At 59.1% G+C, this 25,331-nt stretch carries 26 protein-coding genes and 1 pseudogene; 17 read left to right on the forward strand and 10 right to left on the reverse strand.

Annotated features, from left to right (window positions below; all coding sequences use genetic code 11):
- Positions 1-161: 161 nt before the first annotated feature.
- A complete protein-coding gene (paaX, locus tag ACESMZ_RS05240; RefSeq protein WP_372955808.1) occupies positions 162-1,088 on the reverse strand; it encodes a phenylacetic acid degradation operon negative regulatory protein PaaX in 927 nt (308 codons plus the stop codon).
- Positions 1,089-1,453: 365 nt separating this feature from the next.
- Here paaX and ACESMZ_RS05245 point away from each other — a divergent pair, with 365 nt between their 5' ends.
- The 6 genes and pseudogenes from ACESMZ_RS05245 (at position 1,454) to ACESMZ_RS05270 (ending at position 6,689) form a co-directional block, all read left to right on the forward strand.
- Positions 1,454-2,611 carry an ABC transporter substrate-binding protein gene (locus ACESMZ_RS05245; protein WP_372955809.1) on the forward strand — a complete coding sequence of 386 codons (1,158 nt, stop codon included), beginning with the start codon at positions 1,454-1,456 and terminating at the stop codon, positions 2,609-2,611.
- 64 nt (positions 2,612-2,675) lie between these two features.
- Positions 2,676-3,551, forward strand: a complete 876-nt coding sequence (locus ACESMZ_RS05250; RefSeq protein ID WP_372955810.1) for a branched-chain amino acid ABC transporter permease — start codon at positions 2,676-2,678, stop codon at positions 3,549-3,551.
- Positions 3,551-4,558 (forward strand): branched-chain amino acid ABC transporter permease, encoded by a 1,008-nt coding sequence (locus ACESMZ_RS05255; RefSeq protein ID WP_372972315.1) that lies wholly within the window; start codon positions 3,551-3,553, stop codon positions 4,556-4,558. The genes ACESMZ_RS05250 and ACESMZ_RS05255 overlap by 1 nt, the downstream gene beginning before the upstream one ends.
- Entirely contained in the window at positions 4,555-5,313 is a 759-nt protein-coding gene (locus ACESMZ_RS05260; RefSeq protein WP_372955812.1) for an ABC transporter ATP-binding protein, read from the forward strand. The genes ACESMZ_RS05255 and ACESMZ_RS05260 overlap by 4 nt, the downstream gene beginning before the upstream one ends.
- Before the next feature lie 17 nt (positions 5,314-5,330).
- A pseudogene (locus tag ACESMZ_RS05265) lies at positions 5,331-5,780 on the forward strand (hemerythrin domain-containing protein); the annotation flags it as partial.
- 204 nt (positions 5,781-5,984) lie between these two features.
- Positions 5,985-6,689 carry an ABC transporter ATP-binding protein gene (locus ACESMZ_RS05270; protein WP_372956039.1) on the forward strand — a complete coding sequence of 235 codons (705 nt, stop codon included), beginning with the start codon at positions 5,985-5,987 and terminating at the stop codon, positions 6,687-6,689.
- A 312-nt stretch (positions 6,690-7,001) separates the two neighbouring features.
- On the opposite strand, the gene paaZ is transcribed toward ACESMZ_RS05270, so the two are convergent.
- From paaZ to paaG, 9 genes are all read right to left on the reverse strand, one after another.
- Complete coding sequence (gene paaZ / locus ACESMZ_RS05275; RefSeq protein ID WP_372955813.1) at positions 7,002-9,044, reverse strand: phenylacetic acid degradation bifunctional protein PaaZ; 2,043 nt, start codon at positions 9,042-9,044, stop codon at positions 7,002-7,004.
- 94 nt (positions 9,045-9,138) lie between these two features.
- A complete protein-coding gene (paaE, locus tag ACESMZ_RS05280) occupies positions 9,139-10,218 on the reverse strand; it encodes a 1,2-phenylacetyl-CoA epoxidase subunit PaaE (protein WP_372955814.1) in 1,080 nt (359 codons plus the stop codon).
- Positions 10,219-10,230: 12 nt separating this feature from the next.
- Entirely contained in the window at positions 10,231-10,770 is a 540-nt protein-coding gene (paaD, locus tag ACESMZ_RS05285) for a 1,2-phenylacetyl-CoA epoxidase subunit PaaD (protein WP_372956040.1), read from the reverse strand.
- 19 nt (positions 10,771-10,789) lie between these two features.
- Entirely contained in the window at positions 10,790-11,554 is a 765-nt protein-coding gene (gene paaC, locus ACESMZ_RS05290) for a 1,2-phenylacetyl-CoA epoxidase subunit PaaC (RefSeq protein ID WP_372956041.1), read from the reverse strand.
- A gap of 23 nt (positions 11,555-11,577) precedes the next feature.
- Positions 11,578-11,859 (reverse strand): 1,2-phenylacetyl-CoA epoxidase subunit PaaB, encoded by a 282-nt coding sequence (gene paaB / locus ACESMZ_RS05295; protein WP_091853431.1) that lies wholly within the window; start codon positions 11,857-11,859, stop codon positions 11,578-11,580.
- Between the two features lie 13 nt (positions 11,860-11,872).
- A complete protein-coding gene (gene paaA, locus ACESMZ_RS05300) occupies positions 11,873-12,868 on the reverse strand; it encodes a 1,2-phenylacetyl-CoA epoxidase subunit PaaA (RefSeq protein ID WP_372955815.1) in 996 nt (331 codons plus the stop codon).
- A 386-nt stretch (positions 12,869-13,254) separates the two neighbouring features.
- Positions 13,255-14,565 carry a phenylacetate--CoA ligase PaaK gene (gene paaK / locus ACESMZ_RS05305; protein ID WP_372955816.1) on the reverse strand — a complete coding sequence of 437 codons (1,311 nt, stop codon included), beginning with the start codon at positions 14,563-14,565 and terminating at the stop codon, positions 13,255-13,257.
- A gap of 53 nt (positions 14,566-14,618) precedes the next feature.
- Positions 14,619-15,065 carry a hydroxyphenylacetyl-CoA thioesterase PaaI gene (gene paaI, locus ACESMZ_RS05310; RefSeq protein ID WP_372955817.1) on the reverse strand — a complete coding sequence of 149 codons (447 nt, stop codon included), beginning with the start codon at positions 15,063-15,065 and terminating at the stop codon, positions 14,619-14,621.
- 67 nt (positions 15,066-15,132) lie between these two features.
- On the reverse strand, positions 15,133-15,924 hold the full coding sequence (paaG, locus tag ACESMZ_RS05315) for a 2-(1,2-epoxy-1,2-dihydrophenyl)acetyl-CoA isomerase PaaG (RefSeq protein WP_372955818.1): 792 nt from the start codon (positions 15,922-15,924) through the stop codon (positions 15,133-15,135).
- Positions 15,925-16,377: 453 nt separating this feature from the next.
- Here paaG and ACESMZ_RS05320 point away from each other — a divergent pair, with 453 nt between their 5' ends.
- The 11 genes from ACESMZ_RS05320 (at position 16,378) to ACESMZ_RS05370 (ending at position 25,327) form a co-directional block, all read left to right on the forward strand.
- The gene (locus ACESMZ_RS05320) at positions 16,378-17,214 is read left to right on the forward strand and encodes a hypothetical protein (protein ID WP_372955819.1); all 837 of its coding nucleotides are present in this window, start codon (positions 16,378-16,380) and stop codon (positions 17,212-17,214) included.
- 5 nt (positions 17,215-17,219) lie between these two features.
- Positions 17,220-17,714, forward strand: coding sequence for a ribosomal protein S18-alanine N-acetyltransferase (gene rimI, locus ACESMZ_RS05325; RefSeq protein WP_372955820.1), 495 nt, complete (start codon positions 17,220-17,222; stop codon positions 17,712-17,714).
- Positions 17,715-17,831: 117 nt separating this feature from the next.
- The gene (gene prfC / locus ACESMZ_RS05330; RefSeq protein ID WP_372955821.1) at positions 17,832-19,418 is read left to right on the forward strand and encodes a peptide chain release factor 3; all 1,587 of its coding nucleotides are present in this window, start codon (positions 17,832-17,834) and stop codon (positions 19,416-19,418) included.
- A 24-nt stretch (positions 19,419-19,442) separates the two neighbouring features.
- Positions 19,443-20,216 carry a TatD family hydrolase gene (locus tag ACESMZ_RS05335; RefSeq protein WP_372955822.1) on the forward strand — a complete coding sequence of 258 codons (774 nt, stop codon included), beginning with the start codon at positions 19,443-19,445 and terminating at the stop codon, positions 20,214-20,216.
- Between the two features lie 225 nt (positions 20,217-20,441).
- A complete protein-coding gene (gene rplM / locus ACESMZ_RS05340) occupies positions 20,442-20,870 on the forward strand; it encodes a 50S ribosomal protein L13 (protein ID WP_091853411.1) in 429 nt (142 codons plus the stop codon).
- A gap of 12 nt (positions 20,871-20,882) precedes the next feature.
- Positions 20,883-21,275: a 30S ribosomal protein S9 gene (gene rpsI / locus ACESMZ_RS05345; protein WP_372955823.1), complete on the forward strand. Its 393-nt coding sequence runs from the start codon at positions 20,883-20,885 to the stop codon at positions 21,273-21,275.
- Between the two features lie 243 nt (positions 21,276-21,518).
- Complete coding sequence (petA, locus tag ACESMZ_RS05350) at positions 21,519-22,115, forward strand: ubiquinol-cytochrome c reductase iron-sulfur subunit (protein WP_372955824.1); 597 nt, start codon at positions 21,519-21,521, stop codon at positions 22,113-22,115.
- Positions 22,115-23,347, forward strand: coding sequence for a cytochrome b (locus tag ACESMZ_RS05355; RefSeq protein ID WP_372955825.1), 1,233 nt, complete (start codon positions 22,115-22,117; stop codon positions 23,345-23,347). The genes petA and ACESMZ_RS05355 overlap by 1 nt, the downstream gene beginning before the upstream one ends.
- Positions 23,344-24,099, forward strand: coding sequence for a cytochrome c1 (locus tag ACESMZ_RS05360; RefSeq protein WP_372955826.1), 756 nt, complete (start codon positions 23,344-23,346; stop codon positions 24,097-24,099). The genes ACESMZ_RS05355 and ACESMZ_RS05360 overlap by 4 nt, the downstream gene beginning before the upstream one ends.
- Positions 24,100-24,207: 108 nt before the next feature.
- Positions 24,208-24,837, forward strand: coding sequence for a glutathione S-transferase N-terminal domain-containing protein (locus ACESMZ_RS05365; RefSeq protein ID WP_372955827.1), 630 nt, complete (start codon positions 24,208-24,210; stop codon positions 24,835-24,837).
- A gap of 70 nt (positions 24,838-24,907) precedes the next feature.
- Positions 24,908-25,327 (forward strand): ClpXP protease specificity-enhancing factor, encoded by a 420-nt coding sequence (locus tag ACESMZ_RS05370; RefSeq protein WP_372956042.1) that lies wholly within the window; start codon positions 24,908-24,910, stop codon positions 25,325-25,327.
- Positions 25,328-25,331 lie beyond the last annotated feature (4 nt).

Below are 25,331 nucleotides of genomic sequence, written 5' to 3' on the forward strand. Positions count from 1 at the left end.
GTCATCGTCGCAGCCCACAGGGCTGCCGGTTTCAGGCCGCCTCCAAAACCGGGCGTGCTCCGCCGGATCGCCGACCCAGCTCTTGCTATCCTCGAACTTAACGCCACAAAAAAGCCCCGGCCTCACAGCACCAGGGCTTTGTCACTCATTACTCGTGTCACCTAATCCCGCAATCCCCCAAAGCGCCGATAGAACCCCTCATTGGGCCCGGGAAGAGGCCCTGATGCGTTCTCCAGCGTCTGGTCCAGCCACTGCTCGGCTCTCTCGTAGATCTGCCGGTACAGATTGCGACAGAGCTGCCTGGCACTACGGCCTTCCCAGTCGCCTGGAAGCAGGGCATCCGGTAGCTGAGGGTCCCGCAGCAGAATCTTCCGGTATTCGTGGATAAGCAGCGTTCGTGCAATCAGGCAGTCCTCCGGTGAGAGGGTGTCCTCGTCTTTCAGTTCCTGCCAGAGTGGTCTGAACTGGTCCAGGAAGCGCCGGTAACGTCCCCCCAGTTCATCCAGGTTCCAGCTTTCCCGGACTTCCCGGCGCATTGCCCGGGAGCTCAGGGGCTCCACCGGGTGCGTTTGCATCACGATCGTGTCATCGAGGGCGTCCCACTCCTGCAGCAATGGCAGCAGCTCTTCCCGTTGTATACGCGGGTGAATCATCACGCCCTGGCCAATGCTGCCAAAACTCAACCATTTAAGTTCCTCCCGCACACGCCGCCTGGCGTCGGCTTCCAGCTGGGTCAACAGGACCAGGGTCCAGCTACCAGTCCACTCCCAGGTGGACATCTCGTAGACGTGTTTGAAGGCCTGCTCAAAACGGCGAAGGCCAGGACCGGTCAGGCTGTAGTAGCTGCAGCGACCGATTTTCTCCGCCTGCAGCCAGTTTTCCTTCACCAGGCGATAGACCGAAGTGCGCACCAGGCGTTCGTTGATACCAACGGGTTCCAGCAGTTTTGCCAGGCTGCCCAGCCACACAGTACCACCCCTGGGCACGATCGCGTCGCCGTAAAGGGTGATGATCAGTGAGCCGGCCCGGATGGGCCGTTTTTTCTGGAACTGGCTGACAAGCTGGTCGAGTTGTTTTTTTGCGGACATAGGCTGGGTGATTCGCTTGAGAGACACTATGAAAATTCGTGTGCTTATTATCCTGATCTAATGGTTGCGGGTAAAACAACCATTTAGCAAAAACGCAGTGTCGACGTTTGGCTAAAGCGGTTGACAGGAATAATACGATACAATAGCGTTCACTGTAAGTCTTGATATGTGTCAGGAATGGGAAGCGCCGAAGTGATCAGCATGCTTACTGGTTGCGGCGGTTCAGGTAGTAGGGAGGCTCGATTTCTGTACACCGCTGGGACTTTTTGTGCTGGAAAGTGAATCATAAACCGATAAAACGCTTTCCGTTAGGTAACAAAAACAACGAGGGCACTCCGTGTGCTCCAGAACCTGGGAGAATAACAATGGCCAAGAAAAGCCTCTTGCGTCGTGCTGGTGTGTTGGCGGCCACGCTGACAGCCAGTCTGCTTGTGTCCGCACAGGCGGCCGAACCTATCAAGATCGGCTCTTTCCTTTCTGTTACCGGGCCCGCCTCGTTCCTTGGCGATCCGGAACTGAAAACCCTCGAAATGTACGTGGAGAAAATCAACGAAGAAGGCGGCGTGCTCGGGCGGCCGCTTGAACTGATCCATTACGATGACGTGGGTGATGCTTCCAATGCCCGGAACTTTGCCGGACGTCTGATCCGCTCAGACCGCGTTGATATCATTGTCGGTGGCAGTACCACAGGCGCAACCATGGCGGCGGTGCCGCTCGTCGAGCAGGCGCGCATGCCGTTTATCTCTCTTGCCGGTGCTGTGACGATCGTTAATCCGGTCAAGGAGTGGGTGTTCAAGACGCCGCAGTCTGACCGTATGGCTGCTGAGCGGATTCTTTGGGACATGAAGCGCCGCGGTATCTCAAAAGTCGGCCTGATCTCTGGAACAGGCGGCTTTGGACGATCAGGCCGGGACCAGACGCTCGCGGTTGCGGAGGAGTATGGTATCGAGATTGTCGCCGATGAAACCTATGCGCCTTCCGACTCGGACATGACGGCCCAGCTCACCAAGATTGCCCGTACGGATGGGGTCGAGGCGGTTCTGAACTTCGACTTTGGCCAGGGGCCCGCGATAGTCACCAAGAACTACGACTCTCTCGATATTGACCTGCCGTTCTATCAGTCCCACGGGGTCGCATCGGATGCTTTCCTGGATCTTGCCGGCAAGTCTGCCGAGGGCCTTCGTCTGCCAGCTTCCCCGCTGCTGGTCCCTGACTCACTGCCGGACGATGATCCCCAGAAAGCCGTGGTTCAGAACTACAAGGCCGAATACGAGGAGCATTGGGAGTCGAAGGTATCCACCTTTGGTGCCTATGCGTACGACGGCCTGATGCTGGCCGTGCGTGCCATCGAAGAAGCCGGAACGACTGACAAGGCGGCCGTACGGGAAGCCCTGGAAAATATACAGGGTTATGTGGGTGTGACCGGCGTATTCAATATGGCCCCGGATGACCACAACGGCCTGCAGCCTGAATCCTTCCGCATCCTTGAGGTCAAGGACGGCGACTGGATGCTCATCGAATAGGGAATAACTTCCTGCCTAAGGCCAGCCCCATGTGCGGGGCTGGCCGAACCAACGGTACGCTTTTATGCTCTCAGAATTTTTCCAGTACCTGTTCACGGGTATCACTATAGGTGCGACCTACGCACTGGTAGCCCTTGGGTTCACCATCATCTATAACGCCAGCCATGTTATCAACTTCGCCCAGGGCGAGTTCCTGATGATTGGCGGCATGGCAACGGTTGCCTTCATGGGGATGGGCATGCCCATGTTCCTGGCTATTATTCTGGCGGTGCTTCTTGCCTGCCTGGTCGGAGTTGCCCTGCAGAAATTTGCGATTGCGCCGGCGCGCAACGCCGATGTGGTCACGCTGATCATCATCACTATCGGAGCGTCCATCTTCATCCGGGGCGTCGCACAGGTGATCTGGGGCAAGGATTACCACGTCATGCCACCGTTCAGCGGCGATGAATCCATCCGGCTTTTTGGTGCGGTACTGAACCCGCAGAGCCTTTGGGTTCTGGGTATCGGAGCGGTGCTTGTGGTGGCCCTCATACTCTTCTTTACAAAGACGTTGATGGGGCGGGCCATATTGGGCACATCCATGAACCGCCTGGCCGCACAGCTGGTGGGGGTCAAAACCCAGTTCGTTCTGATGCTGGCATTTGGCCTCTCGGCTTTTCTGGGGTCGGTAGCGGGCGTGACCGTTGCGCCGATCACATTCACCTCATATGACATCGGCATTCTGCTGGCCCTTAAGGGTTTCGTGGCTGCCGCTATGGGTGGTCTCGGCAGTGGCCTTGGCGCCGTCGTTGGCGGAATCTTGCTGGGTGTCGTGGAAGCCATGACCGCTGGCTATATCTCGTCCGACTATAAGGATGCGGTGGCATTCTCAATGATTCTGCTGGTGTTGTTCTTCATGCCCCGTGGTCTGTTCGGTGCCCGTACAGTGGAGCGTGTGTAATGTTGGGTCGTTTCCTGAACTGGCGAATGAACTATGTGCTGGTTATCGCCATCGTTGTCTTTGTTTTTCCGTTGCTTACGGAGAACCCCTTCTTTTATGACATGGCCACCCAGATTGCGCTGATTGCAGCTACGGTGGTGGGCCTGAACCTTCTGGTCGGGTACGCCGGCCAGATCAGTCTCGGTCATGCAGGCTTCTACGGATTGGGGGCGTACTTCAGCGCGATAACAACCTCCAGTTATGGCTGGCCATCATTGCTGGCGCTGGTCGTAGGCGCTGCCCTGGTGGGGTTGATTGCCTACATCGTCGGTCGCCCGATCTTGAAGCTGAAAGGCCATTACCTGTCCATGGCGACCCTGGCGGTTGGCTTCATTATTGCGATCATTCTCAATAATGAGGGGGCACTTACCGGGGGGCCCGATGGTATGCCAGTACCATCCCTGACCGTATTGGGTTGGGAGCTGAGCATCTTCGGAATGTATTCATTCCTCGGTATGGAAATACCCGGACACGTCGCCTGGTATTTGTTCGCTGGTGTTGTGTTACTGGTTGCGGTTGTTCTGGCCCAGAACCTGATTGACTCGCCTTTGGGCCGGGCTTTGCGCTCCATCCACGGCTCGGAAATCGCTGCACGTACCGTGGGTGTTGATACGGCACGCTATAAAAGCCTGGTGTTCGTGGTTTCAGCCATCTACGCCAGTGTGATGGGCAGTCTGTTCGCCCATTTCAGCGGCTTTATTACACCGGCTATTGCCAGCTTTGATCACTCTATCGTGCTCATCACCATGGTCGTTCTGGGCGGAATGGCAAGTCCTATGGGGGTTATCCTCGGCGCCATTGCACTGAAACTGCTGCCCCAGTTGTTGTCCGGCTTCCATGACTATGAAACTGCGGTCTTCGGTTTCATTCTGATGGCGACCATGATCTTCATGCCCAAGGGATTTTATCCCACAGTCTCCGCCTACGTACGTAGCAAACTGACGAAACACTCCGGGGGTGCGGCATGACGGTCATGATCGATGTCAAAGGCCTCGACAAGGAGTTCGGCGGTGTTCATGCCATTGAAGGTCTCGAATTTTCGGTGGAGCAGGGGCAGATCTATTCTGTGATCGGTCCTAACGGTGCCGGCAAGACGACCCTGTTTAACCTGATTACCGGGTTTTATGAGCCCACCCGGGGTGAGATAACTCTCAATGGCGAAAGTGTGGTGGGCATGGATCCCAACCGCCTGGCGGAGCGGGGCATGTGCCGCACCTTCCAGCAGATGCAGATCTGCATGAACATGACGGCGCTGGAAAACGTGATGCTGGGGCGCCACCTGAAGATTCGCTCCAATTTGTTTACGTCCATGTTCCGGTTACCCTCGTTATTGCGGGAGGAAAAGGCGTGCCGGGAGCGCTCGAAAGAGCTCATGGAGTTTGTTGGCTGCGGCAAGTACATCAACACGGAAGCTTCCGCCATGTCCTATGGCGCGCTCAAGCGCCTGGAGATTGCTCGCGCCCTGGCCGCTGACCCCAAGATCCTGTTGCTGGATGAGCCGGCTGCGGGTCTGAACGGCACTGAAACCGCGGAGCTGGAAGATCTGATCCGCAAGGTGGCGGAGCAGGGGGTGACGGTCATGCTGGTAGAGCACGACATGAAACTGGTTATGGGCATCTCCGACCGGCTGCTGGTGATCAACTATGGCCGCAAGCTGGCCGAGGGCACCCCTGAGGAAATCCGTAACAATCCAGATGTCATCGCTGCCTACCTGGGTGGCTGAGTGAAAGGGCAAGCATCATGAGTGAACAGAATAAGACCACGACTTCTGCCCGGTCGCGCAGCGAACAGGCAGTGGGCATCATTATCCGCGAGCATCAGGGGCTTTGGCGGGTGATTGATCTGCTGGAACAGCTCCAGCAGGACATGAACGTGAACGACCAGCGCCCGGATGAGGTGCTGTTCAATACCATTTTCGATTACATACAGCACTTCTCCAACCGGGTGCACAGTCAGCCTACGGAGATCGTGCTGTACAGGAAGCTTCGCGAGAAGTCGCCGGAGAGTGCCCCGCTGCTGGACAAGCTGGAGCGTGGCTATGTTATCGGCCACGAGAAGATCAATGAGCTTCGCGAACTACTGGCAACCTGCGTCCGGGACTGGCCCAACGGGCGTGAAGCCTTCAGCCACGCGCTGAGTCGGTTCACCCAGGCACTGCGCAAGCACATCAAGAAGGAAGAGGGGGTAGTGATCCCCCGGGCCAAGGAGGTGCTCAGCGAAGCGGACTGGACGGAAATTGCCGAGGCGCGGGACCAGCAGAACGATCCACTTTTCGGTGACCGGGTCCGGGAAGAGTTCCGGGAGTTGCGACATCAGATTGTCAGCTATACGCCAGAGCGCTTCGGTGGGCTGGGGCTGTCACACCCTACCAGTCGTCCGGATACCGGCAAGGAGATGCTGGCTATCGAGGGGCTGGTGTCGTCCTACGGTCAGATCGAGGTGTTACACGAGATCAATCTGAAGATTCACTCCGGCGAGATTGTGTCACTGGTGGGTGCCAACGGCGCCGGCAAGTCGACGTTGCTGATGGCGATATCCGGTCTGCAGCCGCTCGATGGCGGGAAGATGACATTCGAGGGCCAGGACCTGAACCGCATGCCAGTGGACAGGCGGGTCGCGAATGGCATCGTGCAGGTGCCGGAGGGGCGCCAGGTGTTCAAGGATCTGAGCGTGCACGACAATCTTCGCCTGGGTGCCTATACCCGCAAGCAGGGGCCTGAGGTGGAGCGGGATCTGCAGAAGGTCTATGGCAAGTTTCCGATTCTGGAGCAGAAGCGAGACAACCTGGCTGGCGAGCTGTCTGGTGGCCAGCAGCAGATGCTGGCGATCGGGCGGGCACTGATGGCGAAGCCGCGGCTGTTGTTGCTGGATGAGCCTTCCATGGGGCTGGCGCCGCTGATTGTGGAGGAGATTTTCGGGATTATCCGGGAACTCAAGGAGGAGGGAATTACGGTGTTCCTGGTTGAGCAGAATGCGTCGCAGGCCCTGGCGCTGGCTGACCGGGGGTATGTGCTGGAGACTGGTCGCGTGGTGCTTGAGGGTACCGGGCGGGAGTTGCTCAGTAACGAGAAGGTCAGGGAGGCCTATCTCGGGATGTGATTTCCCTGGGTACCGTGGCCCTGTTGATTGGGTGCAGGGCCAGTGCCCGAGTAGGTCTTTCCGGGACACGCCGTAAATACATCCATGGCAGATTTTTGTTCCTGCAAAATCTGCATTTCCGCCGTCCATGGCGGTCATAGATCCTCAAAAAGGTCCCTCTTTTTGAGGGTCCCGGAAAGACCTACCCGGTCCCTGTCCTTCTGACTCTGGGTGATGTCCTCATAAAAAAGCCGGACTGGTATTTCGCCAGTCCGGCTTTTTCGTCTGCAGGTTGCACAGAGAGGGGGAGCGGTTAACTCCCCAACCCCAAACTTACCGCTTCTTGGCCACCAACGTCAGAATGTCATAGCTGGCCACCAGCTCGTCGTTCTGGTTGGTTACTTCCACGTCCCACATGACCACGCCCTGGGGATGACCCTCGGGAGAGGTGCGGCCCTGGTCGATCTTGCGCTTGCAGGTCAGGCGGGCGCGAATGGTGTCGCCGGCGCCTACGGGGGTGATGAACCGCAGTGTGTCCAGACCGTAGTTGGCCAGTACGGGGCCCTCGCCCGGGTAGACGAAGAGGCCGGCGGCGGCGGACAGGACGAAGTAGCCATGGGCGATACGCCGGCCGAACTGGGTTTCCTTCGCGGCGATTTCGTCGAAGTGCATGTAGAAGTGGTCGCCGGAGAGGCAGCCGAAGTTGACGATGTCCGCCTCGGTCACCGTGCGACGGTGGGTCAGCAGGGACTCGCCCACCTGCAGGTCGTCGAAGTGGCGACGGAACGGGTGGAGGTCGTTTTCGATGACCCTGGCGCCGCGGACGTACTCGCGGGTGACTGCCGCTACCATGGTGGGTGAGCCCTGGATGGCGGTGCGCTGCAGGTAGTGATGTACGGCGCGGATGCCGCCAAGTTCCTCACCACCGCCGGCGCGGCCGGGGCCGCCATGCTTGAGCATGGGCAGTGGGGAGCCGTGGCCGGTGGACTCCTTGGAGGCCTCGGCGTCAAGAATCTGCAGGCGGCCGTGCTGGGCGGCCAGTACCGGGATCATTTCCGCAGCGATGGCCGGGTCCCTGGTGGTCAGGGTAGTGACCAGGCTGCCCTTGCCCTTGGCGGCGATGGTCAGGGCCTCTTCGATGCCGTTATAGGGCATCAGGGTGGCGACCGGGCCGAAAGCTTCGATGTCGTGGGCGCCGCCGTCGTTGAGCGGGTTGCGGTTGATCAGCAGGTGGGGGGCGATAAAGGCACCGTTGTCCACGCCGTCACCCACGGGTTTCAGGCCCTCGGTCTTGCCGTAGACGCATTCACTGGATTCCAGCAGGCGATCAATGGCGTCGTTGACGTCCCGCAGCTGGTCCTGGGAGGCCAGGGCCCCCATGCGCACGCCTTCCTCGGCGGGGTTGCCGAAGGTGATCTTGCCCAGACGTTCCTTGATGCGTTCGGCCAGGGTGTCCAGGTGCTCGGCCGGCACCAGTACCCGGCGGATGGCGGTACATTTCTGGCCGGCCTTGGCGGTCATTTCCTTGGTGACTTCCTTGGCGAAGATGTCGAACTCCTCGTCGTCCGGCGTCACGTCCGGGGCCATGATAGCGCTGTTGAGGGAGTCCGCTTCCGCATTGAAGGGGATGCTCTTCGCCATGATGTTGGGGTGGCTCTTCAGCTTCAGGGCGGTGCTGGCTGAGCCGGTGAAGGTGACGAAGTCCTGTTCTTCCAGGCGGTCGAGCAGGTCGCCGGTGCCGCCGATGATCAGCTGCAGGGCACCTTCCGGCAGCAGGCCGGAGTCATTGATGACGCGCACGGCGGCTTCGGTGAGGTAGCTGGTGGCTGTGGCCGGCTTGACGATGCAGGGCATGCCCGCCAGGAAAGCCGGTGCGAACTTCTCCAGCATGCCCCAAATGGGGAAGTTGAAGGCGTTGATGTGGACAGACACTCCACGGCGGGGCACCAGGATATGGGTGCCGTTGAAGTGATTGTTCTTGCCCAGTTGGTTGACCGGGCCTTCATGGGCCACGTTGCCGGAAGGCAACTCCTTGCGACCGGTGGAGGCGTAGGTAAACAGGGTGCCAAAGCCACCATCGATGTCGATCCAGGAATCGGCCTTGGTGCAGCCGGTGTGATGGGAAATGGCGTAGAGCTCATCCTTTCGGCTCTGGATGTATACAGCCAGTTCCTTGAGGATGGCGGCGCGCTGCTGGAAGTCCAGGGCCAGCAGGTTTTTTACGCCGGTGTGACGGGCGTAGTCGACCGCTTCGCCGAAATTGATGGTTTCTTCGTGGGTGTGGGCCACGGTCTCGCCGTTAATGGCGCTGGGCAGGGCCTTTGCAGCGGTCTTGCCGAACCACTGGCCTGCAATATAACTCTGTAGGACTGACATTGGCGTTCTCCCGGAATGATATTGTTATCTGAATGGGTTTCAGGATAAGCAAAGCCGGCGCGGGCGCCGGCTCTGAGAGTACTGCGAGCGGCTCTTATACTTCGTCAAAGTCGAGCACGACCTTGTCGCTGACCGGATAGCACTGGCAGGAGAGCACGTAGCCTGCCTCCACTTCGTAGTCTTCCAGCGCAAAGTTGGCATCCATTTCCACTTCCCCTTCCACCACCTTCGCCTTGCAGGTGGAGCAGACACCGGCCTTGCAGGAGAAAGGCAGGTCGGCTCCCATCTCGTTGCCGGCATCCAGGATGCTTTCGGTGTTACGGGTCAGGTCGAAGGTCAGGGCGCGGCCATCGGCGCGCACGGTGACTTCGCTCACGGCTTCCGGATCCACTTTGGTCTCCGCCCGGTCCTTGCGGGGGGCCTTGCCTCCGCCGGCGGGGGTAAACAGCTCGTAGTGGATCTTGTCTTTCGCCAGGCCGTGGCGCTGCAGGGAATCGCGGACCGTCTCGGTCATGATCTGCGGGCCGCAGATGAAGGCCGCGGTCAGCTTTCCGGCATTGAGCCAGTGATCGAACAGGGCATCGCACTTGTCGGAGTCGATGCGGCCGTTGTACAGGTCGATATCCTGCTCTTCACGACTGAACAGGAATACCAGGTTGAAGCGGCCCATGAAACGGTTTTTCAGGTCTTCCAGCTGTTCCCGGAACATGGTGCTGGCGGTTGACCGGTTACCGTAGAACAGGGTGACCTTGCTCTTCGGCTCGGCTTCCAGTGTGGTTTTCACAATGGACAGGATCGGCGTGATGCCGCTGCCCGCTGCTACGGCCAGGTAGTCGCCTTCACGTTCCGGGTCCAGTTCCACGTAGAAGTGGCCCTGGGGTGGCATGACTTCCAGGGTTTGGCCGGGCTTGAGTTGCTCATTGGCAACCGTGGAGAAGCGGCCACCGGGCACCTTCTTGACGGCGATGCGCAGTTCCTCGTCCTTTACGCCGGTGCAGATGGAGTAGGAGCGGCGAACCTCTTCGCCATCCAGGGTGGTGCGCAGCACCAGGTGCTGGCCCTGGTGATAGCTGAAGGTCTCTTTCAGGTCTTCCGGCAGGTCAAAACTCAGGGATACGGCGTCCCGGGTTTCCGGCCGGACTTCACGAATGGTGAGAGGGTAGAACTTGTTCATAATTGTTCTGCTCTAGATACATTTGAAGTAGTCAAAGGGCTCACGGCAGTCGAGGCACCGGTACAGGGCCTTGCAGGCGGTGGAGCCAAACTCGCTGACCCGTTCGGTGTGGGTGCTGCCGCAATGGGGACAGGCAATGACTTCCTCCACACCCTTGAGGGTCAGCTTGCTGGAGCTGCCCACCGGCGGGGCAATGCCAAATTCCTGCAACTTGCGCCTGCCGGTCTCGGTGATCCAGTCGGTGGTCCAGGCCGGGGTCAGCACCCGGCGGATCCGCCCATTGCGGATGCCTGCAAGCTGCAGCGCTTCCTCAATGGAGTCCTCGATCATCTCGGTAGCCGGACAGCCGGAGTAGGTAGGGGTTACATCCACCACCCACTCGCCGTCTTCCTCGGCGATCCGCCGGACCATGCCCAGTTCCACCACGCTGACCGCGGGTACTTCCGGATCCTTCACTTCGTCCAACAGGGCCCAGATGTCCGCCTCGGTGACCGGCTTGTTGCGGTCACGGGCGGGAATGCGGTCACTGGCGATCACCGGCTGGTCTTCCAGCAGGGAACGCGGTTCGGGTTTACCAGGTCTTGGCATCCGGATACGCCCTTTGCAGGAATTGCATCTCGGCAAGGATATAGCCCAGGTGCTCGGTGTGGTGACCCACCTTGGCGCCCCGGTACATCCAGGCATCTTCCGGCGGTGGTGTCAGGGTGGCCTCGGTCAGTACTTCGTTCACCAGGCCTTTCCAGTCAGCAGCCAACTGTTCGGGGTCCGGGCCGATGCCCGTACTGAACAGGGTCTGCTCAACGTCGTCCGCCTCGATCATTTCGCCAGTGAAACGCCAGAGGTCATCCACGGCGGTCTGCATTCGCTGGTGGCTCTCCTCGGTGCCGTCGCCAAAGCGCTTGACCCACTCGGAGGAGCGGCGCAGATGGTACTGGACTTCCTTGGCGGCCTTGGCGGCGATGCTGGCGATACGCTCATCCGGCGCCTTGACCAGTGCCGCAATGGTGAAATAGTGCCAGGCATCGAAGAAGAACTGGCGACCCATGGTGACGGCATAGTCGCCGTTAGGCTGCTCAACCATCAGGGCATTGCGGTAGTCGTGGGCATCGCGACGGAACGCCAGGTCGTCTGCCGTACGGCCGTCATTGATCAGCTCCGCCGCGTACTCGTACCAGTTGCGGGCCTGGCCCACCAGGTCGAGGGCGACGTTCATCAGCGCCATTTCCTCTTCCAGCGCCGGGGCCTTGCCGCACAGCTCGCACAGCCGCTGGCTGAGGATCATGTCGGAGTCTGCCAGGCGCAGCAGGTACTCCTGCAGTGCCTCTTGTTGTGTCATTGCCTTGCTCATGCCGGTCTCCCTTACATGTGGCCGACTTCGTCGGGCAGCTTGTAGAAGGACGCGTGGCGGTAAACCTTGTCATCAGACGGATCGAACAGGATTTCCTTCTCGTCCGGGGAAGACGCAGTAATCGCAGAAGACGGCACCACCCAGATGGATACACCTTCGCTGCGACGGGTGTACAGGTCGCGGGCGTTTTCCATGGCCATTTCCGCGTCAGCGGCGTGAACACTGCCTACGTGCTTGTGGTTGAGGCCGTGCTTGCTGCGTACAAAAACTTCGTAAAGGGGCCAGTCAGCCATAATTCATCTCCTCTCAGGCAGCATTCTGCTGTTTTTGTTGCTGTTTCTCGGCATAGGCCTTCGCGGCCTCCCGTACCCAGGCGCCACCGTCGATGGCGTTCTTGCGGGTTTCGATGCGCTCCTTGTTGCAGGGGCCGTTGCCCTTGAGCACGTCGTAGAATTCCTGCCAGTCGATTTCACCGAAGTCGTAGTGACCACGCTCCTCGTTCCACTTCAGGTCCGGGTCCGGCGCGGTGCAGCCCAGGAATTCGAGCTGGGGAACCGTCTGATCAATAAACATCTGGCGCAGTTCGTCGTTGCTTTTGCGCTTGATCTTCCAGGCCATGGACTGCTGGGAGTTCGGTGACTGGTCATCGGAAGGACCAAACATCATGAGCGATGGCCACCAGAAACGGTTGATAGAGTCCTGCACCATCTGCTTCTGCTCCTCGGTGCCTTCCCGCATCAGGTCCAGCAGGATCTGGTAGCCCTGGCGCTGGTGGAAGCTCTCTTCCTTACAGATGCGGATCATGGCACGGGAGTAGGGACCGTAGGAGGTGCGCTGCAGCACCACCTGGTTGACGATGGCTGCGCCGTCCACCAGCCAGCCGACCGTGCCCATGTCAGCCCAGTTCAGGGTCGGGTAGTTGAAGATAGACGAGTACTTGACCTTGCCTTCGTGCAGTTTGTCGATTTCCTCGTCACGATCTGCCCCCAGGGTTTCCATGGCGCTGTAAAGGTACAGGCCGTGGCCGGCCTCGTCCTGGATCTTGGCCATCAGCTGGAGTTTGCGCTTGAGGGTGGGCGCGCGGGTGACCCAGTTGCCTTCCGGCAACATGCCGACCACTTCCGAGTGGGCGTGCTGGGAGATCTGGCGGATCAGGGTCTTGCGGTACCCCTCCGGCATCCAGTTCTTGGCTTCGATCTTGGTTTCCGCGTCAATCTTGAGCTGGAACTCGCGCTCCTCGGGAGACATCTCCTCAAGGGATTTGACGCGCTTGGCGCCGGTTTCAACGAGTTGTGCGTACATGGTGTACCTCCGGTTCCGGTAAATAGGTTCTTGTTCCCGGGCGGGTGCCACACCGATGGTGCGCACCTGAATGTTTCAGCCCACAAGACCTGCTGGACGTTCGAACAATTATTTATGATACCTTGTGAAATATCAAGAGGATCATTTCTGTATCACGTTTTCTTTAAGATCTTCTCGTCATAACCAGATAATGATCAATTCGATAGGCTCTAATTCAACGTTTTATCGAGATTTTCGTCGGTTCGTCTCAATCTGGGAATTCTGATACACGGTTATATTTTGTGTGCATGAGAACTGACGCCTGAAGAAGAAAAAAGCCCCGTAAAAACGGGGCAGGGTCAGAGCAACAGGAGGTCTGCTCTACACGATGACTCGTTACGTTTTCATTACTTCCGGCGATCAAAGACCCGCTTTGCCTTGCCTTCGGAGCGGGCCAGGCGGTTCGGCTCGGTGATCGTAATGCGGGTGCTGATACCGATGAACGACTTGATGTTGTGGGCGAGGGTTTTGGCGTATTTTTCCCGCTCACTGTCATCAGCGCTGCCATGCTCGGGCTTGAGCTCGCAGCGAATGTCCATGCAATCCAGGTTGCCGTCCTTGTAGACCTCGATCTCATAGTGGGGTGACAGTTCCTGGACTCGCAGGATTTGTTCCTCGATCTGGCTGGGGAACACGTTTACCCCGCGGATAATCAGCATGTCGTCGCTGCGGCCGGTAATCTTGTCGATACGGCGCATGGGGCGGGCAGTGCCCGGCAGCAGGCGGGTCAGGTCGCGGGTGCGGTAGCGCAGGATCGGCAGGCCTTCCTTGGTAAGGGTGGTGAACACCAGCTCGCCATATTCGCCGTCGGCCAGGACTTCACCGGTTTCCGGGTTGATGATCTCCGGGTAGAAGTGGTCTTCCCAGATGGTGGGGCCATCTTTTGTCTCGATGCATTCCATGCCCACACCGGGGCCCATGACCTCGGACAGGCCATAGATGTCCAGGGCGTCGATACCCAGACGCTCTTCGATCTCCACCCGCATGGCGTTGGTCCAGGGCTCGGCGCCGAAAATGCCCAGGCGCAGGGGCAGGTCGTGGGGATTGATGCCCTGGCGTTCGATTTCGTCCGCCAGGTTCAGCATATAGGAGGGCGTTACCATGATGATGTCGGGCTGGAAGTCCTTGAGCAGCTGAACCTGCTTCTCGGTCTGGCCGCCGGACATGGGGATCACGGTGCAGCCCAGTTTCTCGGCACCATAATGGGCGCCCAGGCCGCCGGTAAACAGGCCGTAACCGTAGGCCACGTGAACCTTGTCACCCGCATGGCCGCCGCCGGCGCGGATAGAGCGGGCCACCACGTTGGCCCAGGTGTCGATGTCTTTCTGGGTGTAGCCCACAACAGTCGGCTTGCCGGTGGTTCCGCTGGAGGCGTGGACCCGGACAATTTGCTCCATGGGGGTGGCAAACATGCCGAACGGGTAATTGTCCCGCAGGTCGTTCTTCATGGTGAACGGTACCTTGGCGAGGTCCTCCAGGGCGTTGATGTCCATCGGCTTCAGGCCGATCTTGTCAAAGGCATCCCGGTAGAAAGGCACATTGGTGTAGGCGTGGTTGATGCTCCACCGCAGCCGCTGAAGCTGCTCATGGCGGAGTTCGTCAACGCTGGCGGTTTCCAGGGGGTCGAGGGGACCGATTTTCTGCATGGGTAAGGTCATGATGCTATTCCCGGTTTGGACTTGTTGGTAAGTTGCGGTCCGGTTGGTCGTTGTTATTGCGGTTCGCCTTGTTCGCGAACGCTGCCCTGGACCTGATAGGACTTGCCGCGGAACAGTGCGACGGTCCTGCCATCCTGGTTGGTGATTTCAATGTCATAGACGCCGGTACGACGTCCCCGTGCCCGCTCTGTGGCAGTGGCGGTGAGGGTATCGCCAAGCTGCCCGGCGGCCATGTATTCAATGCTGCAGCCGGCTGCCACGGTGGCCTTGTCGTATGTGTTGCAGGCGAAGGCAAAGGCTGAATCGGCGAGGGTGAACAGGTAGCCCCCGTGGCAGTTGCCATGCCCCTGGATCATGCGTTCGTCCACTTTCATGGTCAGGGTCGCCGTGCCCGGGCCGACGGCTGTAATCTCCATTCCCAGCTGCTGGCTGGCCTGGTCGCGGCTGAACATGGCGTCGGCGCACTGCTCAGCGAGAGTCTGGGGGTCGGGTTGGGTCATTGTTCTTGGCTCCCCGTTTATATGGTCTGTAAGGCGGTTGATGCACAACAAGGCGCCGCCGGTGAACTCAGCGGCCCTTGAACTGTGGCTGCCGTTTCTCCATGAATGCTGCTACGCCTTCCCGGTAGTCTTCGCTCTGGCCGGCCTGGCGCTGCAGGTCTCGCTCCAGGTCGAGCTGCTCATCCCAGGTGTTGGTCGTGCTGGCATTCAGGGCCTGCTTGATCAGGGCCAGGCCGGCGGTGGGCTGGGTGGCGAAGTGCTCGGCGATCTTGCGGGTTTCTTCCGTCAGCGCCTCGTCATCCACGCAGCGCCAGATCAGCCCCCAGGTTTCGGCCTGCTCGGCCCTGATCTTGTCGCCCAGCAGGGCCATGCCCTTGGCCCGGGCCATGCCAGCCAGACGAGGCAGGATCCAGGTGCCGCCGGAGTCCGGTACCAGCCCCAGTTTGCAGAAGGCCTGCACGAAGCTTGCGGAGCGGGCTGCGAGCACGATGTCACAGCTCAGGGCGATATTGGCCCCAGCGCCGGCTGCAACGCCATTGACGGCACAGATCACCGGTACCGGGAGATCTCGCAGGGTGCGGATCAACGGGTTGTACCAGGTTTCAATGGAGTAACCGAGATCCGGCGCTGCTTCCCCCGGTGCGACATTGCGGTCGCCCAGGTCCTGGCCGGCGCAGAAGCCACGGCCGGCGCCGGTCAGTACCAGTACACGGACTGAGTCGTCCTGGCGCACCGTCTCCAGGGCAGAGCGCAGGGCTTCATGCATGTCGGCGTTGAAGCTGTTCAGGCTCTGGGGGCGGTTGAGCGTGATGGTGGCGACCCCTTGCTCGACGGCGAGGAGGATGCTGTCTTGAGACATGGTTAACTCCGTTGTTCTTGTAGCCTTTGGTCAGGCGAAGTGTGATATCAGTATAGGCACTAATTGACACTCGTCAAGAACTGAGAGATTGATTTATGTATCGCTTTTGGTCGTAGTTCAGGTAGGAGGATGAAAGATTCTGTTCCGGTTATTTGCGCATAAGTCATTTTAATTGAAGGGGAAAATTTGCTTTCTCCGGCTCTGTCCAAAGATTGATCCGTTCTTTTGTGATACAGAAAACCGGTTTTTAGAATTTTCATATGTCTATTTTGTTCGATGTCCGGGCATCGAGGTGAGGGGTAACGGGCCCGGGGCTCCGCTGCTATACTGTTTCTTCTTTTGCCAGGCAGTTCGCCACGCCGTTGATCGTCAGGAGTCGCTGTTCATGCACTACCTCCTTTTCCATGCTTGTGGGGCCCGGTTGATGCCTGTGGTCAGTGGAGCTGACAGGTTATGAATGAGGCGCTTCGTCAGTTTGCCCTGGGCGTGGCCGGTGTCCGGCTCTGGTACGCACGGTCTCCCCTGCCCGGTGCGGCACCCAGTCCGGACTATGATTTCGGTGAGGCAGAGCAGTCAGAGCCCGAGGGCACTGAGCCGGTGCCTGGGCTAAAGAGCGCTGATCTGACTTCTTCGCCGCCGGGTTCAGACGCTTCCCGTCAGGGGCTTGCCCGACTCCAGGGGTTGCTGGCGGAAGGTGGCCAGCCCCGGCGACCGATGAGGGCCGTTAAAGAGGTGACCGTTGAGCCGCCGGACCCGGAACCGGGCCCGTCAGAAGCGAGTGACTCCGACGCGGGCACGGCCGGGGAAGGAGCGCAGGTACCGGAAGTACGCTCCGCATACGAAGGGTTGGCAGGCAAGTCTGTCGCGCTGCACTGGCGGTTCTGGCACGGCTCTCGCTGGTTGCTGATGAGCAGCAGTCCCGATGAGGCAGGGCGCGGGCTGGAAGACCGGTTGGCGGAAAACATTCTGAAAGCCCTGGGGGATGTTGTGGAACGCACCGATAGCCTGCGCTGGCCGGTGTTCAGCAACCCTGCCGTGCCCGGTAACGACGCGGCAGGGGCGGCGGACGTGCTGGCCGCCCTGGCTCAGGATGTCGAGGCCCCGCGACAACTCTGGCTGGGCATTGATCCTGAGGACCCGGATTTCGAACAGGCTGAACTCTGGCGTTCGCTGTTGGCCCCGATGGGCAGGGCCACTGTTTCCTTTCCCCGGAGTCTCGCCGCCCTGTCGTCGGAGCCGGACAGCAAGCGTCGTTTGTGGCGGGCGCTCAGGCGGGTCGAGGCCGGTTGATGGTAATGTCCGACGGTGGTGCTGGCGGCTGTCCTGATGCCAGGGTCCGGGGTCTGACTGAGGCGGACCTGGCCGCCATAATGGATATCGAGCAACAGGGTTACTCGCACCCCTGGAGCGAGGGAGTGTTCCGGGATACCTTTCGCTCCGGCTATCGCGTGGTTGGCGTTGAGCAGGCCGGAAGGCTCGAGGGCTACGCCGTGCTTGCCACTTTGTTTGATGAAGCGCATCTGTTGAACCTGTGTATTCGGCCGGCCAGCCGTGGCCGGGGTTATGCCCGGCAGCTGTTACGCGCTCTTTTGGCAGATGCGGCGCGTCACGGGTTGCAGCGAGTGGTGCTGGAGGTCCGGGTCAGCAATCAGCCCGCCAGGCGGCTATACCAGGACGAAGGTTTTATTGTTGTTGGTGACCGCCCGGGTTATTACCCGGATGGCGCCGGGCGGGAAGACGCGGTTGTCATGGCGCTGGGGCTTGCGGGGCCCGCCGATCCCACTGCCTGAAGCATTTGTATCCTGTCGCCTGATCAGCGAAAATGCGCAGCTTTTCATCACTGACCCAGGCGGGGCGTCACCCGCATAACGTCCCTCCGGATCTTCAGACCAACCAGGCGTGAGGCTATGTCCGACAGTAAAATTGCCAGCGAAGTGTCCAACAGGCGCACCTTTGCCATTATCTCGCACCCGGATGCCGGTAAGACCACCATCACCGAGAAGGTGCTGCTGTTCGGCCAGGCGATCCAGAAGGCGGGCACCGTCAAGGGCAAGAAGTCCGGTCAGCACGCCAAGTCCGACTGGATGGAGATGGAGAAGGAGCGCGGCATCTCGGTGACCACCTCCGTTATGCAGTTCCCTTACGGCGGTCGACTGGTGAACCTGCTGGATACGCCGGGTCACGAGGACTTCTCGGAAGATACATACCGTACCCTCACCGCAGTGGACTCCTGTCTGATGGTCATCGATGCCGCCAAGGGCGTTGAGGAGCGTACCATCAAGCTGATGGAGGTGACCCGCCTTCGGGATACACCGATTCTCACCTTCATGAACAAGCTGGACCGCGATACCCGGGACCCGGTCGAGCTGATGGATGAAGTGGAAGACGTTCTCAAGATCGCCTGCGCGCCTATTACCTGGCCCATTGGCATGGGCAAGAGCTTCAAGGGGGTCTATCACCTGCTGCGGGATGAGGTCGTTCTCTATCACACGGGCCAGGGGCACACCATCCAGGAAAAGCGGGTAATTTCGGGTCTGGATAACCCTGAGCTGGACAAGGCGATCGGGAACTATGCCGACGACCTTCGTGACGAGATCGAACTGGTCAAGGGGGCTTCCCATGAATTCGACCATGATCTGTTCATGGCGGGTGAGCTGACCCCGGTCTTCTTTGGTACGGCCCTGGGCAACTTCGGCGTGGATCACATGCTGGATGGCCTGGTGGAGTGGGCGCCGTCGCCGCTGCCCCGGGAAACGGATGTCAGAACCGTTGAGCCTGACGAAGACAACTTCTCCGGTTTCGTGTTCAAGATCCAGGCGAATATGGATCCGCAGCACCGGGACCGCGTCGCTTTCCTGCGAATCGTATCCGGCAAATACCAGCAAGGCATGAAAGCCCGGCATGTGCGCATCGGCAAGGAAGTGCGTTTCTCCGATGCGCTGACCTTTATGGCCGGCGACCGGGAGCATGCCGAGGAAGCGTTCGCCGGTGATATTATCGGCCTGCATAACCACGGCACCATTCAGTTGGGGGATACCTTTACCGCCGGCGAGAACATGAAGTTCACCGGTATTCCCAATTTTGCGCCGGAGTTGTTCCGCCGTATCCGCCTCAAGGATCCACTGAAAACCAAGCAGTTGCAGAAGGGCTTGATCCAGCTGTCGGAAGAGGGTGCGGTGCAGGTGTTCCGGCCCATGCGCAATAACGACCTGATTGTTGGCGCCGTCGGCGTGCTGCAGTTTGATGTGGTGGTCAGTCGCCTGAAGAGTGAATACAAGGTGGAAGCTATCTACGAGCCCATCAATGTGGCCACCGCCCGGTGGGTGACCTGCGACGATCCCCGCAAGCTGGACGAATTCGAGCGCAAGGCAAACGATAATCTCGCACTGGACGGTGCCGACCGGCTGGCCTATATTGCACCTACAATGGTTAACCTGCAGCTGGCGCAGGAGCGCTACCCGGACGTCCAGTTCCACAAGACCCGGGAGCATTGAGTCGGGCACGGAGCCGGAGGTGCCATGAAGCTGGTTGATGCCCACTGTCATCTGGATTTTCCAGCATTTGATGGTCGGCGTGCCGATATCTGGCTGCAAGCGCAGAGGGCAGGGGTGCATCGGCTGGTCATTCCCGGTGTACGTCAGCCGGACTGGGCGAGGGTGCAGGGTGTAGCCGGTGAGTGTGAAGACTGGTGGTATTGCCTGGGAATACACCCCTGGTTCGTTGGAGAGCATGGCGATACGGCGCTGGATGACCTGGAATCCGCATTGCGCCAGACTGGCCCCCGGTGTGTGGGGCTGGGTGAGTGTGGGCTTGATCGTCTTCATGGTGAGCTGGATACCCAGATGCCCTGGTTTGAGGCACAGGTGGCACTGGCGGCATCGCTCAACCTTCCCCTTGTCATTCATTCCGTGCGAACCCATGATGAGGTGGCAGCGGTGCTGCGGCGCAAGCGCCCGGACGTACCGGTGCTGGTGCACGGATTTTCCGGCAGTTACCAGCAGGGCAAGGTCCTGGTGGATCTGGGGTGTTTTCTCGGGATCGGTGGAGTGATCACCTATGACCGGGCCCGCAAGACGCGGGACGCAGTTTCCCGGCTGCCGGTTGAGTCCATGGTGCTGGAAACCGACGCCCCTGACATGCCACCGGTTGGGGTGGCGAAAGGCGACAACACTCCCGCTAACCTTCGGCAAGTACTGACGGCGCTGGCGGAGCTCAAGGGGCAGGGGGAGGAGCCGCTGGCAGTGCAGCTGACCCAGAACGTGGGGCGGTTGTACGGCTGGCCGGCCTGGTAAACCCGGGCGGTGAAATACTTGGCATGGCGGGTTGCTTAATATATACTCCGCGCCCTGGCTTTTCATGGTGATAATGTCGTCTCAGCCCCGAACGGCATTGTCCCGAGCCGGCAACCGAAAAGGTTGACCGGCCAACAGGTATAAAACCCGGCCAGGCGCTCCTCCCACAGTGCCGGCATGCGGGTTTTTAAACGTTTATTTTTTGTAGCGTTCAAGGCGGATTCAATGAAGACTCTGAGTGCGAAACCAGAAACCGTAACACGTGACTGGTACGTTGTAGACGCAGCCGGCAAGACGCTGGGTCGTCTGTCAACCGAGATCGCCCGTCGTCTGCGGGGCAAGCATAAGCCTGAGTACACCCCTCACGTCGACACTGGCGACTACATCGTAGTCATTAATGCAGGCCAGGTCCGGGTGACCGGCAAGAAGGCCAGTGCCAAGATGTACTACAGCCATACCGGCTTTCCCGGTGGTATCAAGTCCATCAACTTCGAGAAGCTGATCGACAAGGCGCCTGAGCAGATCATCCAGAAGTCTGTGAAGGGTATGCTGCCGAAGGGTCCCCTCGGTCGCGCCATGTTCAAGAAGCTGAAAGTCTATGCCGGTGCTGAGCATCCTCATGCAGCCCAGCAGCCCAAAGAACTCGACATTTAACGGAAGGCGGATATGTCTGTAACACAAAATTACGGTACTGGTCGCCGCAAGAATTCCACGGCTCGCGTCTTTATCAAGCCGGGAAGCGGTAACATCACCATCAACGGTCGCACGATTGAGCAGTTCTTCGGTCGCGAGACCCTGCGTATGATCGTTCGTCAGCCGCTGGTTGTGGCTGACTCCACCGATCGTTTCGACATCAAGATCACCGTCGCTGGCGGTGGCACCAGTGGTCAGGCGGGTGCGATCCGTCATGGTCTGACCCGTGCGCTGATGGACTACGACGAAACCCTGCGTCCCGCGCTTCGCAAAGCCGGCTACGTCACCCGTGACGCACGCCAGGTTGAGCGTAAGAAAGTGGGTCTGCGCAAGGCGCGTAAGCGTCCGCAGTACTCCAAGCGTTAATCCGGATTCCGGAGAGCGTGCAAAAGCCCGGCCCAGTGCCGGGTTTTTTATTGTCTGTCTGGTTTTGATTCAGGTCACGCCCGAAGGCCGGTTTGTTGTCGGCGGGCGGGTTCGCGGCTTGTAAGGAGCCGGTAATTTCATTACCATTTGTGCGCTTATAATTTTGGGTTGTGAAGTCCTTTTTCAATGTGTGCGCGGCCTTACAGCGGCGGTCACTACATTGCCTGATGGGAGAAAACCATAATGAACAATGGCGACGTTAGCCAGGGCCGACGCCGATTCCTGATCGGCGCGACTTCGGTGGTTGGGGGTATCGGCGTCGTCGGTGCGGCTGTTCCGTTCGTGGCGTCCTGGAATCCCAGTGCCAAGGCGGAAGCGGCAGGCGCACCGGTCACCGTCAATGTCAGCAAGCTTGAACCGGGTCAGCAAATGACTGTTGAGTGGCGTGGCAAGCCCGTCTGGGTTGTCCGCCGTGATGAAGAAATGATCGAGCGCATCCGCGAGCTGGATGACCGGGTCAAGGATCCGCTGTCCGAGGGTGCGACCCAGCCCGCTTACATTGAGGGCGAATTGCGGTCCCTTAATGAGAGCTACTCGGTGCTGATCGGTATTTGCACCCACCTTGGATGTTCGCCTCAGTACCGCCCGGAAGTGGCCCCGGCCGACCTTGGCGAGAACTGGCTTGGCGGTTACTATTGTGCCTGTCATGGCTCACGGTATGATCTGGCCGGTCGGGTTTATCCGAACCAGCCGGCTCCCACCAACCTGGAAATACCGCCCCACCGTTTTGACGACGAAACCACCCTGACCGTCGGTCTGGATCCTGAGGGGGCTGCGTAATGAACAAGCTGATTAACTGGGTTGATGAGCGCCTGCCAATTGTTGAGGCCTGGAACAAGCACCTGGCGAAGTACTACGCGCCGAAAAACTTCAACGTCTGGTACTTCTTCGGTTCCCTGGCCATGCTGGTTCTGGTGAACCAGCTGGTTACCGGTATCTGGCTCACCATGAGCTATAACCCGTCGGCGGAAGGCGCCTTTGCCTCCGTCGAGTACATCATGCGTGATGTGGAGTGGGGCTGGCTGCTTCGCTACCTGCATTCCACCGGTGCATCGGCCTTCTTCGTGGTGGTCTACCTCCATATGTTCCGTGGCCTGATGTACGGCTCCTACCAGAAGCCCCGCGAGCTTATCTGGATCTTCGGCATGCTGATCTACCTGGTGCTGATGGCCGAAGCCTTCATGGGCTACCTGCTGCCCTGGGGCCAGATGTCCTACTGGGGTGCCCAGGTTATCGTTAACCTGTTTGGCGCTATCCCGGTAATCGGCGATGACCTGTCCCTGTGGATCCGCGGTGACTACCTGATCTCCGGAATTACCCTGAACCGCTTCTTTGCCCTGCACGTGGTGGCCTTGCCCATCGTGTTGCTTGGCCTGGTTGTGTTGCACATCCTGGCACTGCATGAAGTGGGTTCAAACAACCCCGATGGCATCGACATCAAGAAGAACAAGGACGAAAACGGTATCCCGAAAGACGGCATTCCGTTCCATCCCTATTACACTGTTCACGACCTGCTTGGTGTGGCTGTGTTCTTCTTCGTGTTCTTCCTGGTGGTGTTCTTCTTCCCGGAGATGGGTGGCCTGTTCCTCGAGAAGCCGAACTTTGAACCGGCGAACGCCCTGAAGACACCGGATCACATTGCGCCGGTCTGGTACTTCACGCCCTTCTACGCCATGTTGCGGGCAGTGACGGTTGACCTGTTCGGTCTGGATGCGAAATTCTGGGGTGTTGTGGTTATGGGTGCTGCCATTGCCATCCTGTTTGTACTGCCCTGGCTGGATCGCAGCCCGGTCCGCTCCATCCGGTACAAGGGCTGGCTGAGCAAGATTGCCCTCGCAATCTTCGCGGTGAGCTTTGTGATCCTGGGTTACCTGGGTATCGTGCCGGCAACGGAGGGTCGCACCCTGGTGGCTCAGATCCTGACCACCTTCTATTTCCTGTATTTCATTCTCATGCCGTTCTACACACGCATGGAAAAAACCAAGCCAGTACCAGAGAGGGTGACAGGATGAAAAAGCTGATTCTGGGTCTTTTCATGACAGTCCTGCCGGCCCTGGCGCTGGCAGCGGGCCCGAGTGTTCCTCTGGACACTATGGAAGCTGACCACACCAACAACGCTTCCCTGCAGCGTGGTGCGGCCACCTTCATGAACTACTGTGCTGGCTGCCACTCCATGGAGTACGCCCGATACAAGCGTGTTTCGGACGATCTGGAAATTCCGGCAGAGCTGTTCGAGGAAAACCTGATCTTTACCGGTGCCAAGATTGGCGAGCTGATGGAAATCGGCATGGACAAGGATCAGGCGGCAGACTGGTTTGGTAACGCGCCGCCCGATCTGACCCTGGTTTCACGGGTCCGTGGTGATGATTGGCTCTATTCCTACTTCCGGGCGTTCTACAAGGACGAGACCCGTCCGCTGGGTGTGAACAACGCGGTATTCGATAACGTGGGCATGCCCCATGTGATGGTTGAGCAGCAGGGCCTGTGTGCGGTACCGCCGAAAATCGGTAGCAACCCGAGTGTTGATCCCCTGAGCGGCAACGTCCGCGGGACCGACATCTGTGAGGACTGGGCCATTGAAGGCACCATGGAGCCAGGTGAGTTCAACCAGGCCATGTATGACCTGACCAACTTCCTCTCCTACATGGGGGACCCCATCAAGGTTGAGCGGGAGCGGCTGGGTATTCTGGTCCTGATCTTCGTGGCGGTGTTCTTCATCTTTGCGTACCTGCTTAACCGCGAGTACTGGAAAGACGTACACTGACGTTTTAGCGTATAATCGACGCTGACATTATCCAGCGGGCCATAATGGCCCGCTGGTTTTTTGCGTTCAGCAACGGGTATTGGTCTTATTCAATCTTGGAGTCGTTCTATGGGCGTTGTGACCAAGAGGTCATCAATGACGTTTTTCTCGGACCCTTCCAGCCACTACAGCCATCGGGTTCGTATTGTGCTTGCGGAAAAGGGTGTAACCGTTGATGTGGTGGATGTCGATCCTGACAACCCGCCCGAGGAACTGGCGGATCTGAATCCGTACAACGCCCTGCCAACGCTGGTTGATCGTGACCTGGTGCTCTACGAGCCCAATATCATGATGGAATACCTTGATGAGCGGTTTCCGCACCCGCCCCTGCTGCCGGTTTATCCTGTGGCCAGGGCGAACAGCCGGCTGATGATCCATCGCATCCAGAAGGACTGGTGCGGGCTGGTTGACCAGATTCTGGCAGATCCTGCCGCCAAGGGTTCCGACACCGCTCGCAAGGAATTGCGTGAGAGCTTGCAGGCGACGGCACCGCTGTTCGGTGAAATGCCGTTTTTCCTGTCGGAGGAGTTCACCATTGTGGACTGCTGTATTGCTCCGATTCTCTGGCGTCTGCCCGCCATGGGTATTGAGCTGGATCCGAAGCAGGCGAAGCCGATCACCAAGTATATGGAACGTATCTTTGGTCGCGAAGGCTTCAAGGCCAGCCTGTCTGATCTGGAAGAAGACATCCGCAGTTAACTGATCCAGGGGCGTTGCTGGGCGACGCCCCTGGTCCCGGGAGAGCAATGTGTCTGAGCACAAGGTGACAATGACCTCCAGTCGACCCTACCTGGTGAGAGCCTTCAATGACTGGATCCTGGATAACCACTGCACCCCGCATATTGTCGTGGATGCCAGTATCCAGGGAGTTCAGGTTCCTGCTGATCATGTCGCCAACGGGCAGATCGTACTCAATATCAGTCCGTCGGCGGTCAAGGCACTCATCATCGGCGACGAAGCTCTTGAGTTCAGTGCCCGCTTTGGCGGGGTTCCCATGCAAGTCTATATTCCCTTGCAGGCAGTCATGGCGATCTATGCCCGCGAGAACGGTGAGGGGATGGTCTTCGGTAGCGAGCCGGGTTCGCCGGACCCCGATGGAACCGGCAAGCCGTCTTCGGACGCTGGCCGCGAAGGCAAAGGCGACAGTGAGCGGCCCAGTGGGCGCCCGAGCCTGAAGGTCGTAAAATAAGTCC

This window comes from Marinobacter sp. (assembly GCF_041690615.1).
Lineage (GTDB): Bacteria > Pseudomonadota > Gammaproteobacteria > Pseudomonadales > Oleiphilaceae > Marinobacter.

What these genes read in the sequence shown, in the direction of transcription:
- paaX (WP_372955808.1), bottom strand. Translation starts at nt 1,088, where the DNA reads ATGTCCGCAAAAAAACAACTCGACCAGCTTGTCAGCCAGTTCCAGAAA.
- ACESMZ_RS05245 (WP_372955809.1), top strand. Translation starts at nt 1,454, where the DNA reads ATGGCCAAGAAAAGCCTCTTGCGTCGTGCTGGTGTGTTGGCGGCCACG.
- ACESMZ_RS05250 (WP_372955810.1), top strand. Translation starts at nt 2,676, where the DNA reads ATGCTCTCAGAATTTTTCCAGTACCTGTTCACGGGTATCACTATAGGT.
- ACESMZ_RS05255 (WP_372972315.1), top strand. Translation starts at nt 3,551, where the DNA reads ATGTTGGGTCGTTTCCTGAACTGGCGAATGAACTATGTGCTGGTTATC.
- ACESMZ_RS05260 (WP_372955812.1), top strand. Translation starts at nt 4,555, where the DNA reads ATGACGGTCATGATCGATGTCAAAGGCCTCGACAAGGAGTTCGGCGGT.
- ACESMZ_RS05270 (WP_372956039.1), top strand. Translation starts at nt 5,985, where the DNA reads ATGCTGGCTATCGAGGGGCTGGTGTCGTCCTACGGTCAGATCGAGGTG.
- paaZ (WP_372955813.1), bottom strand. Translation starts at nt 9,044, where the DNA reads ATGTCAGTCCTACAGAGTTATATTGCAGGCCAGTGGTTCGGCAAGACC.
- paaE (WP_372955814.1), bottom strand. Translation starts at nt 10,218, where the DNA reads ATGAACAAGTTCTACCCTCTCACCATTCGTGAAGTCCGGCCGGAAACC.
- paaC (WP_372956041.1), bottom strand. Translation starts at nt 11,554, where the DNA reads ATGACACAACAAGAGGCACTGCAGGAGTACCTGCTGCGCCTGGCAGAC.
- paaB (WP_091853431.1), bottom strand. Translation starts at nt 11,859, where the DNA reads ATGGCTGACTGGCCCCTTTACGAAGTTTTTGTACGCAGCAAGCACGGC.
- paaA (WP_372955815.1), bottom strand. Translation starts at nt 12,868, where the DNA reads ATGTACGCACAACTCGTTGAAACCGGCGCCAAGCGCGTCAAATCCCTT.
- paaK (WP_372955816.1), bottom strand. Translation starts at nt 14,565, where the DNA reads ATGACCTTACCCATGCAGAAAATCGGTCCCCTCGACCCCCTGGAAACC.
- paaI (WP_372955817.1), bottom strand. Translation starts at nt 15,065, where the DNA reads ATGACCCAACCCGACCCCCAGACTCTCGCTGAGCAGTGCGCCGACGCC.
- paaG (WP_372955818.1), bottom strand. Translation starts at nt 15,924, where the DNA reads ATGTCTCAAGACAGCATCCTCCTCGCCGTCGAGCAAGGGGTCGCCACC.
- ACESMZ_RS05320 (WP_372955819.1), top strand. Translation starts at nt 16,378, where the DNA reads ATGAATGAGGCGCTTCGTCAGTTTGCCCTGGGCGTGGCCGGTGTCCGG.
- rimI (WP_372955820.1), top strand. Translation starts at nt 17,220, where the DNA reads ATGTCCGACGGTGGTGCTGGCGGCTGTCCTGATGCCAGGGTCCGGGGT.
- prfC (WP_372955821.1), top strand. Translation starts at nt 17,832, where the DNA reads ATGTCCGACAGTAAAATTGCCAGCGAAGTGTCCAACAGGCGCACCTTT.
- ACESMZ_RS05335 (WP_372955822.1), top strand. Translation starts at nt 19,443, where the DNA reads ATGAAGCTGGTTGATGCCCACTGTCATCTGGATTTTCCAGCATTTGAT.
- rplM (WP_091853411.1), top strand. Translation starts at nt 20,442, where the DNA reads ATGAAGACTCTGAGTGCGAAACCAGAAACCGTAACACGTGACTGGTAC.
- rpsI (WP_372955823.1), top strand. Translation starts at nt 20,883, where the DNA reads ATGTCTGTAACACAAAATTACGGTACTGGTCGCCGCAAGAATTCCACG.
- petA (WP_372955824.1), top strand. Translation starts at nt 21,519, where the DNA reads ATGAACAATGGCGACGTTAGCCAGGGCCGACGCCGATTCCTGATCGGC.
- ACESMZ_RS05355 (WP_372955825.1), top strand. Translation starts at nt 22,115, where the DNA reads ATGAACAAGCTGATTAACTGGGTTGATGAGCGCCTGCCAATTGTTGAG.
- ACESMZ_RS05360 (WP_372955826.1), top strand. Translation starts at nt 23,344, where the DNA reads ATGAAAAAGCTGATTCTGGGTCTTTTCATGACAGTCCTGCCGGCCCTG.
- ACESMZ_RS05365 (WP_372955827.1), top strand. Translation starts at nt 24,208, where the DNA reads ATGGGCGTTGTGACCAAGAGGTCATCAATGACGTTTTTCTCGGACCCT.
- ACESMZ_RS05370 (WP_372956042.1), top strand. Translation starts at nt 24,908, where the DNA reads ATGACCTCCAGTCGACCCTACCTGGTGAGAGCCTTCAATGACTGGATC.